8 protein-coding genes are annotated in these 14,830 nt (G+C 35.3%); 6 read left to right on the top strand and 2 right to left on the bottom strand.

Features of this window, described 5'->3' with window-relative positions; all coding sequences use genetic code 11:
• Positions 1-16 precede the first annotated feature (16 nt).
• The 6 genes from brxC to MHB42_RS17405 all read left to right on the top strand — a co-directional run bounded on the left by brxC (position 17) and on the right by MHB42_RS17405 (position 13,425).
• Positions 17-3,589 carry a BREX system P-loop protein BrxC gene (brxC, locus tag MHB42_RS17430; protein ID WP_340807720.1) on the top strand — a complete coding sequence of 1,191 codons (3,573 nt, stop codon included), beginning with the start codon at positions 17-19 and terminating at the stop codon, positions 3,587-3,589.
• Positions 3,590-3,600: 11 nt separating this feature from the next.
• Complete coding sequence (pglX, locus tag MHB42_RS17425; protein WP_340807719.1) at positions 3,601-7,101, top strand: BREX-1 system adenine-specific DNA-methyltransferase PglX; 3,501 nt, start codon at positions 3,601-3,603, stop codon at positions 7,099-7,101.
• 90 nt (positions 7,102-7,191) lie between these two features.
• A complete protein-coding gene (locus MHB42_RS17420; protein WP_340807717.1) occupies positions 7,192-7,827 on the top strand; it encodes a hypothetical protein in 636 nt (211 codons plus the stop codon).
• 58 nt (positions 7,828-7,885) lie between these two features.
• Positions 7,886-10,444, top strand: a complete 2,559-nt coding sequence (pglZ, locus tag MHB42_RS17415) for a BREX-1 system phosphatase PglZ type A (protein WP_340807716.1) — start codon at positions 7,886-7,888, stop codon at positions 10,442-10,444.
• Positions 10,445-10,468: 24 nt separating this feature from the next.
• Positions 10,469-12,526 (top strand): protease Lon-related BREX system protein BrxL, encoded by a 2,058-nt coding sequence (brxL, locus tag MHB42_RS17410; RefSeq protein ID WP_340807714.1) that lies wholly within the window; start codon positions 10,469-10,471, stop codon positions 12,524-12,526.
• Between the two features lie 95 nt (positions 12,527-12,621).
• Positions 12,622-13,425 (top strand): Shedu anti-phage system protein SduA domain-containing protein, encoded by an 804-nt coding sequence (locus tag MHB42_RS17405; protein WP_340807713.1) that lies wholly within the window; start codon positions 12,622-12,624, stop codon positions 13,423-13,425.
• 75 nt (positions 13,426-13,500) lie between these two features.
• On the opposite strand, the gene MHB42_RS17400 is transcribed toward MHB42_RS17405, so the two are convergent.
• Both MHB42_RS17400 and MHB42_RS17395 read right to left on the bottom strand, forming a co-directional pair.
• Positions 13,501-13,782: a hypothetical protein gene (locus MHB42_RS17400; protein ID WP_340807712.1), complete on the bottom strand. Its 282-nt coding sequence runs from the start codon at positions 13,780-13,782 to the stop codon at positions 13,501-13,503.
• On the bottom strand, positions 13,779-14,756 hold the full coding sequence (locus tag MHB42_RS17395; protein WP_340807711.1) for a ParM/StbA family protein: 978 nt from the start codon (positions 14,754-14,756) through the stop codon (positions 13,779-13,781). Before MHB42_RS17395 ends, MHB42_RS17400 begins: the two co-directional genes overlap by 4 nt.
• Positions 14,757-14,830: the final 74 nt, after the last annotated feature.

Below are 14,830 nucleotides of genomic sequence, written 5' to 3'. Positions count from 1 at the left end.
AAGAGGGGGAATTTAGATGCTACTTAAAGAGATGTTTTTAAAGGATATTGAACGTGATATTCGTGGGGTTATTAAAGTTGCCCAAACAAACGAAGCAGATATTTATCAAGAATTAGACGAGTATGTTGTAACACAGGAATTACATAAACATTTTTCGAAGTTCTATGAAAACTATTTAAAGGGAGTTCAAGGTAAGACAGATAAAATGGGTGTCTGGATCAGCGGATTCTTCGGTTCAGGTAAATCACACTTCCTTAAAATTCTTGCGTACCTTTTAGAAAACAGAGCAGTACAAGGAAAGAAGCCTGTTGATTTTTTTGATGAAAAAATAAAAGACGCTCTTGTCTACGCCAATATGAAGCGGACAGCAGACGTGGATACAGAAGTCATCTTGTTTAATATTGATTCTAAAAGCTCTTTAGATAACAAATCAAAAGAAGATGCAATTTTACGTGTGTTCATGAAGGTGTTTTACGAGCATCGTGGCTACTACGGCGACATTCCTGGTGTTGCAGAAATGGAAAAGTATTTAGATAAGCAGGGAGTTTACGAAACATTTAAGACTGAATTCCATGCTCTTGCGGGTGAACCATGGGAAGAACGCCGAAACAGTTTCTACTTCGATGCAGATTATGTCATTGGAGCATTAGTAAAAGCGACAAACATGACAGAAGAATCTGCACGTAATTGGTTTGAAAGTGGAGTTAACAATTTCGAAATTAGCATTGAAAAGTTCGCAAAAGATGTAAAAGAGTACATTGATAGCAAAGGCCCAAATTTCCATTTGGTGTTTTTAGTCGACGAAATTGGACAATACATCGGGGATAACCGAAACCTTATGTTGAATCTACAAACGTTAACAGAAGATTTAGGAACATATGCACAAGGTAAAGTATGGATTATGGTCACTTCTCAAGAAAGTATTGACTCGATTATTAAAGTCAAAGGGGATGACTTTTCACGCATCCAAGGTCGTTTTGATACACGTCTATCCCTATCATCTATCTCGGTTGATGAAGTGATCAAAAAGCGTATTTTAGAGAAATATCCTCATGTGTTGGACAAGTTAAGAGCCGATTATCCAAATAAAAGTGCCATCTTGAAAAATTTAATTAGCTTTAAAGAAAGTACAGCAGATCTTCGTGGTTATGAAGATGATATGGAATTTGCCGAAGTTTATCCGTTCGTACCGTATCAATTTAAGCTACTACAAAACGTGTTCGAACAAGTACGAAAGCATGGTTCTTCAGGAAAGCACTTATCTGAAGGGGAACGTTCGATGTTATCTGCATTTAAGGAAGCGGGACTTCAATATAAAGATGCAGAAGAAGGTTCTCTCATTCCGTTTTATGCGTTTTACGATACGATCAAAGAATTTTTAAATCCTTCTATTTCAAGGGTAATCGAAGGGGCAAGCATGAACCCTGCTTTAAAAGATGATCCGTTTAACATTGATTTGTTAAAAGTGCTGTTCATGATCAAGTACATTAAAGAACTTCCAGCAAACATTGATAATATCGCTACTCTTATGGTCACACATATTGACGAAGATAAATTGGAGTTAAAAGAAAAAATCAAAGTGGCACTACGGAAGTTAATGTCACAAACATTGATCGGAAAGAACGGGGACAACTACCTATTCTTAACTGACGATGAACAAGATATTAACCGAGAAATCAAGCAGTTGAATGTTGATGAAAATTTGGTAAAACGTGAATTAGCCCAATATATCTTTAATGATCTATACGAAGAAAAACGTTTCACTTATTCAAAACAATATTCTTTCTCTTACAATCAAGTAATGGATGAAAAGCCTTATGGCAATCAAACGTCAAACATCGGCATTCAAATCTTGTCACCACTATCAGACCATTATGCTAAGTCTGACCAAGAGCTAATGATGATGTCATCAGGCAATGGGGAAACGATATTGAAACTGGGTGGCAACGAAGCGTATGTCGAGGAAATGGAAGAAGCATTGCGTATTGAAGAATACCGCAAGAAAAAGAACATTACTCAACTACCAGAAAATATTCAAAACATATTAAATAACAAACAGGCCGAGGCACGTGAAAGAAGACGACGAGTGCGAGAATTATTGGAAGAAGCGATAAAAGACGGTGCATTCTTCGTTAACGGCGACAAAATGGACATTAAAGGCTCTACCGTAAAAGAAAAAATGACTACAGCATTTAAGCATTTAGTCGATAACGTCTACACGAAATTAGGCTATGTGAAAGAGCATTTGGATAATGAACGAGAGCTTATTTCTATTTTAGCTTCGGATGACCAGCAAATTTCCTTTGACGAACAAATGATTCAAAGTCCAAACGCTCTTGCAAAAAGTGAAGTTTATGACTATATCGACTTGCAGGAGCAATTGAACAAACAAGTTCGAGTCAAACTTGTATATGACCGCTTCGTAGACAAACCTTATGGCTGGAAACAGCTTGATATAGCAGGTCTCCTTGGACAATTGCTAAAAGAGCAACGCATTCGCATTCGATATAATTCAGAGTATTTAGAGCCAGAAATAGACACAAATAAATTATTGACGGTTTTCGGAAAAACAACGGAAGCGGATAAAGGGATTATTACAAAACGAGTGAAAGTGGATGAAGCCCTTCTTCGTACTGCCAGAAGAATTTGCAAAGAAGTATTTAATACAACCGATTTAGCCGATGATGAAGACGGTCTGGCAAAGGATATTCGTTCGCTTATTGCCAAGCAAATAGATGAAATCAATTCTTTCAAAGTACGTTATGAAGGTAGAAAATATCCTGGTTTGAGCTTATTAAACAAAGGGTTAGAATACTTCGGGCAATTTAACAATCAATTGGATAACGCCTCTTTCTTCTTGAAACTGAAAGAAATGGAAGATGATTTAGCAGACTGGGAAGAAGACATCGTATATGTAAAGAGCTTCTTCGAATCGAATCAAAAGGATATTTTTGACCGAGGATTAGCAGGACTTATAAAGTACGAAGAAAATAAATCGTACTTATCAGGTAACGTAGTAGAAAAAGCAATGCATCAACTACGTAATATTGTGGAAGATCCAATTCCTTATAAAAACATTAAAGACATCCCTGATTTACTTCACGAATTAGAGCAACAAATAGAGGCTGTATTAGTAGAGAAAAAAGCAAATGCCAATGAAAAACTACAAGCCGATTATAATGAATTAGTTCTACAGGCTACGCAGTATGGTGTTTCAAATGAAACGAAACAACGAGTGGAACAATACTATCAAGGATTAAAAGGAAGTATTGAGCAGTTTACCGATATTTTCAAGGTGGATGCAACGATTTCGCAAAGTAACAGTTATAAAGAAAAGACACTGAAAGAAATACGACAAGAAATTATTGAATGGCAACGAAAAAAAGCGGAAGAACAAAAGAGAAATGCAGGGACAGTTGTAGAGCTACCAATTGAACCAGTAGTTCAGAAACAGACAGTAAAAGTAAAAGAGCTTGTGACGGTGAAAACATTGTCTACAGAAGAAGAGGTCGACTTGTATATCAATACGCTTTCCCACAAGTTAAAGGAAATAATTAAGGCAAATAAACAGATTGAGTTCATTGAATAAGGGTGAAATATATGAATAAAAGTGCATTGAAAAAGTTTGCAACAGAAGCAAGAAAAGAATTGCTGGAACGAGTAGAGCTACAAGCAAGAAAAATTGGGATTACTGCTGAATCTATTCAAAAAGCAAATGTAGAAAGCTCCGATGCCGTCTTTATCGACGGCAGACAGCTTTCGGATGTAGAAAGACGACAACGCAATAAACTAATTGCTCGAATTAACGAAATTGGTTTTGATCGAGTTATGGAAGAGACAGCATACACATGGTTTAACCGTTTCATTGCATTACGTTTCATGGAAGTGAATGACTACCTTCCAACAAAAGTGCGGGTTTTATCATCATCAAATGACAATAGTGCAGAGCCAGATATGATGAAAGAGGCACTGTCTCTTGATTTAGAATTGGATAAAGAATATGTATATGAACTAAAAATGAACAACAAGACAGACGAACTGTTCAAGTACCTCATTAAAATGCACTGTAACGATTTGAATCGCTATATGCCATTCATGTTTGAAACACTGGAAGACTACAAAGAAATCTTATTTCCAGAGGGTTTACTTGGTACAGATTCGTTTTTACGCCAATTGACAAACACCAACGTCATTCCAGAATGTGACTGGGAAAATGTCGAGATCATTGGATGGTTATATCAATATTATATATCTGAGGAAAAAGATGAAGTTTTTGCTAACCTTAAAAAAAATATTAAAATCACAAAAGATACACTTCCTGCGGCCACACAACTATTTACACCAAATTGGATTGTTCGTTATATGGTAGAAAACTCATTGGGTAGAATTTGGATGGAAAGCTATCCAAGCAGTTCATTAAAAAATCAGTGGAAATACTTTTTAGATGAAGCAGAGCATGAAGAGGTGACAAAGAAACAACTTGATGAAATCCGTTACCAAAATGTAAATCCTGAAGAGATTACGTTCCTTGATCCTTGTTGTGGGAGTGGACACATTCTTGTATATGCATTTGATGTATTTTATGAAATGTATCTTGAAAAGGGATATATGGAAAATGAAATACCACATCTAATCTTAAGTAAAAATTTATTTGGTTTGGATGTAGATGATCGTGCAGTTCAGTTAGCTTCATTTGCTGTGATGATGAAGGCAAGAGAGAAATCACGTAGGATTTTTAGAAATGCGATTAAACCAAATATTTATGCAATACAAGAAAGTAATTGGTTAACTGATGAAATGATTCATAGTATTGCTAATAATAATAATAATGAAGTGAAAGGAACTTTAAATATTATCAAAGATTCTTTCATAAATGCTAAGGAGTACGGTTCATTAATAAATGTAGAAATTTCTAATTTAGATCTATTAAAAGACTATCTTGAAAAATATAAATCAGATGAAGTAAGTTTATTTGAATTTATAGATAAAGAAATTGCAGAACAAAGACTGCCAATTTTAATTAATCAAGTTAAGTTATTAAGTAAAAAGTACGATGTTGTATGCACAAACCCACCGTATATGGGCAGAAGTGGTATGAACTCACATTTAATAGATTTTCTTGATATTAAATATCCTGATTCTAAGAGTGACTTATTTGCGACATTTATAGAAAGGGGATTTGAATTATCAAAAAATCATGGTTTTAACAGCATGGTAACAATGCAATCTTGGATGTTCTTATCAAGCTATGAAAAACTTAGAAAGAAAATTATCAATAAAAAAACAATTACGACTCTACTGCATATGGATAATATGGTTATGGGAATTGCTTTTGGAACTTCAGCTACTGTTTTTAGAAATACAAATATTAAAAAATTTTCGGGTGTTTATACCCAAGTAAAATATTTTGATATAGAGGAGAATAATACACCAAAAGAATTTCCAATCTATAAAAACCAAAACGGAATAGTATCTGCGGAGGAATTCTTTAAGATACCTGGTAGCCCAATTGCATACTGGGTTAGTGATAAAATAATAAATTCATTTTCAAACCCACCTGTAGGTTCAGAATTGACTACAAGAGAGGGAATGGCAACTGCTGATAATAATAGATTTTTAAGACTTTGGTATGAAGTGAGCTATCCAAAGATTACTTTTGGTTGCAATAATGCAGAAGAAGCACTAAAGAAAAATGGTAAATGGTTCCCTTATAATAAAGGCGGTAGCTATAGAAAATGGTATGGAAATAATGATTATATTGTTAATTGGGAAAATGATGGTTACCTAATTCGAAATAATAAGGATGAAAAAACAGGAAGAATAAGATCTCATAATTATAATGGCGACTTTGGGTTCAAGGAAGGGATTACCTGGTCAGCATTAAGTTCTGGAAGTATATCTGTAAGATACAGTGAAAAAGGTTACTTGTTTGATTCAAAAGGTGCAAAGGGTTTTTGTCAAGATAAAGATAATTTAATTTATATTTTAGGACTCTTAAACAGTAAAATAGGAATGGCTTTTTTAGAATTCTTTTCACCAACGATGGATTTTAAAGTAGGAGATGTAATTCAAATACCACTAATGGTCTCGAGAAAGGAAAGAGTAATTGATTTAGTTAAAAATAATATTGAAATTTCAAAAAAAGATTGGGATTCCTATGAAACTTCTTGGGACTTTGAACAGCATCCATTAACAAGAATTGATAAGGGCATTACTAAAATTGAAACTGCTTATGATATTTGGGAACAGCAAACAAATATGTATTTTAACAAGTTGAAGAATAATGAAGAGGAAATAAATTCTATATTTAATGAAGTCTATGGTCTAAACAGCGAGCTAAAACCTAATGTAGATGAGAAAGAAATCTCTATACAAATCTCTGATTTGGAAAGGGATATAAAGAGTTTTATTTCTTATGCAATAGGATGTTCACTTGGTAGGTATTCACTTGACAAGAAGGGATTAATATATGCGGGTGGAGAATTTAATCAATCTCTTTATAATACGTACGAAGCAGACAGTGACAATATACTTCCAATCTTACCAGGTGCTTATTTTGAAGATGATATTGTTTCAAGGTTTATTGAATTTATACGAGTGACTTTTGGTGAAGAAACATTAAATGAGAACCTTGACTTTATCGCCGACATACTCGTAAAGAAAAAAGGAGAAACTGCAAGGGAAACTATAAGACGTTATTTCTTAAATGACTTCTACAAGGAGCATGTTAAAACATATCAAAAACGACCGATTTATTGGTTATTTACATCTGGTAAAGAAAAAGCATTTAATTGTCTCATTTATATGCATCGTTACGATAAAACAACTCTTTCTCGAATTCGTACAGATTATTTACATGAAGTGCAAATACGGATGGATGCAGAAAAGAAAGACTTGCTCGATATAATAGAAGGCGATTTCACAGCAAAAGAAATTAGCAATGCGAAGAAGGAGTTAAAGTCACTCGATAAAAAAATAGACGAGTTAAAAGCGTATGATGAACTATTGCACCACATGGCAGATATGCAAATTGAAATTGACCTTGATGACGGTGTGAAAGTAAATTATGAGAAGTTTAAAGGCTTAGTGGCGAAAATATAAACATTACTTAGAAAAGCAGTTCAATTCTTTGAATTGCTTTTCTTTAAGTTAAATTTAGGAGGAACAATTAAGTAAAAGAGGTGAAGGATTATGAAAGAAATATTTTCACATAACGTTGATACTGATAAAAACGCCTACGTTAATTGGAGGATAGATAGGAATAATCCGATTCAAAATATGCTGACAATAGCAGATGGATTTATGAAATCCTCAGTAATGTTAGCAAAGCAAGCTTTAGTAGATAATAGAGATAAAAAAGCAGATATTTTGATTTTCCCCATTCTTTTTAACGCAAATCATGCAATTGAGTTATATTTGAAGGCGATTGGATGGACTCTTAATATACTTCTTAGAAATGGAAAGAAAGTGGAAGGAAACCATGATATTCAGCAAATATTTAATGTGGTTAAATCAAGAGTTAATGAATACGAGACTGACAAAATACGAATAAAGACTTTCAAGGAACTGATAAGTAATCTTGAAAATTATATTAAAGAGCTATTCTCTAAAATTGAAACGGAGGTTAATGAAAAAAAGAAAGATAATATGGATTTTTCCAGATATCCTTTTGACACAAAATATGTATCACACTTTTATATTGATACATTTGATAATGTTGTAGTAGACTTACAGAATTTTATAATAAGGTTTAAAGAAATTGGACAAAGTTTAAGCCGAATTGCAACTCATTATCTATACGATCACTTATATGCTGAAACAGATTAAGACTTTTGCTTTATAGTAACGTTTAAAGATACAATTAATTTAGAGGCAGGTGAGCACAATGAACATGATACAAATCATCTCCGCCCTACAAGACATTTTTAATGAACCGTTAAAAGATGGGGAGCAACGAAAAATTGTCTTTTGGGTGGATAAGGATCAAGAGTTTGTTGAGGAAATAGATCAATTGATTATAGATGGAGTTAAAGTCCAAACATTATCGGAAAATAATCAATTTTATTTAAAACATTTATTAGAGGAAGAAGATTCATCTTCTCCTTATTTGATATACACAACCTTAGAATTAGGTTTAGAAGATAACTGGTTAGCTGATACGGTGTACTATTCCAAGACGTTTTATGCAGATCGTATTTCGCTTATTATAAGTGAACTTCAAATAGATCCCTCTCTACGTGGAGTTATTAAAAAATATGAACGTTTCTTCCATAACAAGGAGCGTTATCGTAAGTTTCAAGGTTTAAGTATTGAATCATACAGTGAAGAAATGATTGAGCTTGCGATTATGAGTGTGCTATGTAACGTGAAAGTTCCTGATTTTGAAGAAGTGTTAAAGACGGTACTAATGGATACGCTGGAAGATGGCGATAATAGGTTTTTAACTCAAATGGACAAGTTTTTCGATGAAGAAGTGTTTTGGAAGTATGTGTTCAAACAGTATGGCTATGAACGTGATACTAAGACATTAAAAACATTGTTTATACATATGGCTATAACGGCATTTAGCCATTCTGTAAATGAGCAATATTTGACGAGTGTAAAAGACTTTATTGCTGTCCGTAATCGAACGAACTGTCTTGTGTTCATCGACCATTGGATGCATCATAAAACCGATGATGGGGTGTTTGATGAGTATGTCGAAATGGCAGAGAAAGAAATACAGCTTCCACAAGTTTTGCAAACTGTGCCAATTGAAGAGTTAAAAAAAGCAGAAACATTTCCCTATATCGACAGAGCGATCATTATATATATTGCCAATAGCTTACTTGAGAAACTCGAAGATTATGAAGAGTACACGAAATTAATTAAGCTAAGACGGGCAAAACACTTTTACGAACGATTTGCTAATATCTACGAGGCACTTTTTTATGCGGTTAAAATGCAGGAGTTCTATAAAGAGTATCAACATGGAATTCCAACAGGTCGAGCAATAGATATTTATGAAGCATATCAGAGTAAGTATTATCTGATGGATACGTATTATCGTAAGTTTTATGTAGCCTATGATGAAGAAAGCAATCATGAAATACTGAAGAAATTAAAAGAAGTGGTGGAGCATCTATATACGCATTGGTTTATGGGCGAATTAAGTGCGAACTGGTCGCAAGCTGTAAAGGCAGAAATGACGGAACAATGGTCATTACCAGGTGTGTTAAACCAACAGCAGTTTTATTCTTCCATTGTAGCTCCGCACATTCGAAAAGGTGAGCGAGTATTCGTCATTATTTCCGACGCATTTCGATATGAAATAGGGGTAGAACTGACAGAACGATTGAACGCTGAGACGATTGGTACATGTGATATCCAATCCATGCTTGGAGTCATTCCATCCGTTACAAAGTTGGGAATGGCATCAATGCTCCCACACAAATCTATTGATATTGATTCGAAGGGGCAAGTGTTTGTCAATGACAAGGATTCATCAGGGCTGGAAAACCGCAAAGCCATTATTGAATCGACTGTTGAAGATAGCATGGCAGTCCGTTTCCAAGATATCGTAAATATGAACAAAACAGGAAGACGTGAAACATTTAAAGGTAAGAAACTCATTTATATTTACCATGACAGCATTGATGCAATGGGTGATAAAGCATCAACAGAAATTTATACGTTTAATGCAGTCGAAAAGGCACTGGATGAAATTTCTAACCTAATAAAAATTATTCGTGACGACCTTTCTGGAACTAACATTTTAATTACTGCTGATCATGGCTTCCTTTATCAAAGAGAACCTTTAGAGGACAGCGATAAAATAGAGAAAGTACAGTTGGAAACGATTGAAGTAAAACGTCGTTACGCTTTATCTAATCAAAAGCAGGACATTCCAGGACAATTAACAATTGATTTAGCTTCCGTTATTAAAAATGAACAGCAATTAAACGTTTATGTTCCTAACGGATCGCTTCGTAATCGTATGCAAGGATCTGGGATGAATTTCAATCATGGTGGAGCAAGTTTACAAGAAATTGTAGTACCTTTACTATCATTTAAAAATAAACGTGCTGGTCAAAAGGGAGTTCAAGCTATTTCGAAAGTCGATATTAAACTGACAAGTACGACGCAAAAAATTACAAATAGCATCTTTAACTTAAACTTCTTCCAAACCGAAAAAGTAGAGGAGAAAACAAAACCTCGTACAGTTATCATTTATATGGCTGATGAAGAAGGTAACGTACTCTCAAATGAAGAAACCATTATTGGTGATCGTTCATTTGATAATCCAGCAGACCGTACATTCAAGCTACAATTTGTGTTAAAAAGTATTCCGTACGATCGAAATAAAACATATTACTTAATCATTAAAGATACGGAGACAGGCGTAATTACAGAAAAAGTTTCGTTTACGATTAACTTAGGAATTGTCAGTGATTTTGACTTCTAAGCTGTGATGATTGGAGGGATGAGAATGGATGAAAAAGTAGAGGAGAATATGACACTTGATCTCGATAAAAAGTTAAATAGTGTCTTTGCAGGTCGAGTTGTTCGTAAAGATTTGACGAAGCTCATTAAAGAAGGGGCAAACGTTCCTGTCTATGTTCTTGAATACTTGCTTGGGATGTACTGTGCAACTGATGATGAAGAAAGTATTCGAGAAGGTGTTGAGCGGGTTAAAAAAATTCTTTCTGATAATTTTGTCCGCCCAGATGAAGCGGAAAAGATTAAATCACGTATTCGAGAGCTTGGGCAGTATTCAATAATAGATAAAGTGACGGTTACGCTGAATCCGAAAATTGATACTTATGAGGCTGAATTTTCAAACTTAGGGTTAAAGGGAGTGCCAATCGCTTCAAACTTCGTAAAAGAATATGACAAGCTTTTGGTGGGCGGAATTTGGTGTATGGTTAAAATTGATTATTTTTACGATGAAGAAGTAAGGGTTATGAACCCATTCAGTGTAAGTAGCCTACAGCCGATTCAAATGCCGAACATGGACATCAATGAGGTCTTTGAAGGCAGAAAGAAATTTACAAAGGATGAGTGGATTGACGTTCTTATCCGTTCTACAGGGATGGAGCCTACGCAATTAGAAGAAAGAGTAAAGTGGCATCTACTTCTACGTCTCGTTCCACTTGTTGAAAATAATTACAATATGTGTGAATTGGGACCAAGAGGAACGGGGAAATCGCATGTATACAAGGAAATCTCGCCAAATTCCATCCTTGTGTCAGGCGGTCAATCAACAGTAGCCAACCTTTTCTATAATATGTCCACCCGTAAAATCGGCCTTGTTGGACTATGGGATTGTGTAGCGTTTGATGAAGTAGCAGGTATTCGCTTTAAAGATAAAGATGGCATTCAAATTATGAAGGACTACATGGCATCAGGATCCTTTGCCAGAGGGAAGGAAGAGAAGAACGCCTCGGCATCTATGGTATTTGTCGGGAATATTAACCAGAGTGTCGATGTATTGCTGAAGACGTCTCATCTTTTCGCTCCATTTCCCGAAGAAATGGCGAATGATACCGCATTTTTTGATCGGATGCATTACTACATGCCAGGTTGGGAAATTCCAAAAATGCGGCCCGACTTCTTTACAGATAAATACGGGTTTATTGTAGATTATATCGCTGAATTCTTTAGGGAAATGCGAAAACGCTCATTCGCCGATTCCATTGATCGCTTTTACAAACTTGGCAATAATTTGAATCAACGGGATACGGTTGCTGTGCGGAAAACGGTATCGGGTATGGTGAAACTGATTTATCCTCATGGTGAATACACGAAAGAAGATATCGAGGAAATTTTACAATATGCTCTTGAAGGTCGCCGTCGTGTAAAGGAACAGCTTAAGAAAATCGGGGGCATGGAATTCTACGATGTCATGTTCTCGTATTTTGATAAGGAAACGATGGAAGAAGAATACGTCTCTGTCCCTGAGCAGGGGGGCGGTAAGTTAATTCCAGAGGGCATGGGTAAGCCAGGGCATGTGTATGTCGTCGGTCAAAGTGATTCGGGCATGATCGGCGTTTACAAGCTTGAAAACCAAGTCGTAAGCGGAACAGGTAAGTTCGATAAATCAGGGCTTGGCTCCCACCGAGGTGCAAAGGAAAGTTTAGATACGGCTTTTCGCTTCTTTACGGCAAATAGTAAGGCTATAAGCAATACGATTAGCACAAAAACAAAAGATTATTTAATGCATGTTAGTGATTTGCAAGGGATTGGCTTATCAGGGGAGCTTGCGATAGCGGAGTTAATAGGACTTTGCTCAGGAGCTTTGGACAAGCCCGTACAAGAAAGCACCGTTGTTATTGGCAACATGACCGTAGGAGGAACCATTGCAAAAGTAGAAGAATTTGCTAACGTCTTGCAAGTATGTGTCGATGCAGGAGCGAAGAAAGTGTTGATCCCAGCTTCTTCTGTTATGGATTTGCAAACAGTTCCGCCAGATTTGTTGGTTAAAGTACAGCCAGTTTTTTATGCGGATCCGATTGATGCTGTGTTTAAGGCTTTGGGGGTAAGTTGAAAAGGATTTGAACGTAACCATAATTAAAGGAAAGAGTCGGTAATGCCGATTCTTTTTCTATATTATCGAAAGAAAAGTTGGATGGGGAATGTAATGTGAAAATTTATTCAAGAGATTATACTGTTTTAACAACAGAAGAATTAAAAGAATGGGAAATTTTAAAGGAAAGAGAGATTGTTCATAAATCAGGGAAATTTGTTGTTAGAAGAAACAAGTACAGAGAATACCCAGTTGCAGTAAGACACTATGAAAGTTTGTTTCCAAATAATCATTTGGATATAGTTGATTTACAGAAAATTGATCAGATTTCAGAATTAGCAGAAGAATTCTATCAGTTAATAGATTATTCTACTTCAAACGAAAGGTCTATTCTCAATTGGATTCGTGAAAAAAGTGCTTACTTTATAATTGCTTCTATCATGAAAGGCCCTTATAATTTCGGTCATCATGATGCATTTATTTTTCCAGAATTTCAATTAGGAAACTCATATCAAGTTGATTACCTACTTGTTGGGCGGAATTCTGGGGGTTATGAATTTATCTTTGTAGAGTTGGAACATCCGAATAAAAATATTACTTTAATTGATGGTCATTTAGGTGATGCAATTAGAAAAGGAGAGAGGCAGGTAATTGACTGGAAATACTGGTTAGAAGCGAACTATGCGACACTCTATGAAACGTTTAATAAGTATAAAGATTCCAAGAAGTCGTTACCAGTTGAATTTATGAAATATGACAGTACACGTATTCACTATGCTGTTATTGCTGGAAGACGAAATGATTTTAACGAGAAAACTTATCAATTAAAACGACAAAAGAAAACAGAAGGTATTTTATTACTGCACTACGATAATCTTTATGATTCGGCAAAAGCTTTGATTGGTGAGTCTACTTATTAATTAACGCTAATCGGATTTAAAGGCTTTGCAGAGAAACCAAATAGGGAAAATAGCTATTCGGCTTTTCTGCATAGCTTAAAATAGTTGATTAATAAGGCTTTTATCTTCCAAGCTCACTGACATTTCAGTGGGCTTTTCTTGTATTGAGGGAATCTGAAGAGTTCCGTTGCTCAGCTTGTTGACTATCGTTTCTGCTAACTTGTCGAGGTTATTAATGTGGGGTGTACCAAGCATATCTTGGCGAATGAGGTGGCGAATATAGGAGCTGATAGTACGTTCAGTTTTAATCATTTGAAGATGTTCAATAATATCGGCATCTTCTGCTAAAAAGCTGATTGTGATTCGTTCCCGTTTCATAATCCATACTTAATCTCCAATATCTTAAGGAAGCTTTTCACATTTGCAAATTGGGGATTTACCACGATGCGTGCATTTGGGAATTCTTTTTGAATGATATCGCTTAGCATATACGCCCCTCCGCCAACAAAATCGAGGCTGACGTTATTAAAGGTATAATCACGACTCTTCGCAAACTCAATTATTTCTCGGAAGTGTTGGGCTTTCATTTGTTCGATTAGTTCCTTGCTTTCGTCATATATCTGCCCAGCGTGTGAAAAATAACCGTTTTGCAAAATTCTTTCGAGATCACTTGGAGTAACTGCAACCCCAAAACGTTCGTTAATCAGCTTCCCGATTTTACCCTTAAGAATATTGATCCCCAAGTTTGAAACGGTCATTGAATCAAAAATAGGATTAATGCCATTAAACGTGCAATAAGTGGTATTGAGTCCTCCAATATCAACTACCGCAGTATATTTGCCTTTCATTTGCTCCATTTCTTCATAAATAATGCCAATACCTTCGAATGCAATAACTACATTCTTTAAATAAAGGTAGTAAGGCTTTCCATTCAGATAAAATAAAATTGGTTCTCCATTATCTTCAATGAAGTTTTTATACTCTTGCTTGGAGGTTGCATCTTTGTACGCTGAAATAGGAATGTTTATAGCCAAGTGGATTTTAACGTTCTCTGCTTGAAGGTTTGTAATACGAAGAAGATCAGTTATAGCGGTATAGATACAAATTTTATGAAGATCAATTTTCTTTGTGAGGTCAAAATTGCTAAAAGATTCACTTACTGCATCACCAACCAAATAGGACTTTTTATTGTAGCTTACCTCGTAAGAACCTGGATTAACTTCAATACCGACCTTTTCCACCTCTTGAATTTTTGTTCGAAATGCTGTGATTGCATGCTTGTCTTTGCTTTTAAGAATCGCTTTAGTTGCATATTTTCCGCAGTCGACAGCGATTAGAACTGGTTCTTTCATTGTTCAATAATCTCCTTTCTATTTGAATTTACTAATATATCATATACAGGAAATCAAAAAATATAAGACATTTC

Origin of the sequence: Lysinibacillus sp. FSL K6-0232 (genome assembly GCF_038008325.1) — a bacterium.
In the GTDB taxonomy this organism is placed as follows: domain Bacteria; phylum Bacillota; class Bacilli; order Bacillales_A; family Planococcaceae; genus Lysinibacillus.
This window is presented reverse-complemented; position numbering and strand designations above follow the sequence as displayed.

Bases quoted from the DNA above. Each gene is read 5' to 3' on its own strand.
- brxC (WP_340807720.1), top strand. From the start codon at position 17: ATGCTACTTAAAGAGATGTTTTTAAAGGATATTGAACGTGATATTCGT.
- pglX (WP_340807719.1), top strand. From the start codon at position 3,601: ATGAATAAAAGTGCATTGAAAAAGTTTGCAACAGAAGCAAGAAAAGAA.
- MHB42_RS17420 (WP_340807717.1), top strand. From the start codon at position 7,192: ATGAAAGAAATATTTTCACATAACGTTGATACTGATAAAAACGCCTAC.
- pglZ (WP_340807716.1), top strand. From the start codon at position 7,886: ATGAACATGATACAAATCATCTCCGCCCTACAAGACATTTTTAATGAA.
- brxL (WP_340807714.1), top strand. From the start codon at position 10,469: ATGGATGAAAAAGTAGAGGAGAATATGACACTTGATCTCGATAAAAAG.
- MHB42_RS17400 (WP_340807712.1), bottom strand. From the start codon at position 13,782: ATGAAACGGGAACGAATCACAATCAGCTTTTTAGCAGAAGATGCCGAT.
- MHB42_RS17395 (WP_340807711.1), bottom strand. From the start codon at position 14,756: ATGAAAGAACCAGTTCTAATCGCTGTCGACTGCGGAAAATATGCAACT.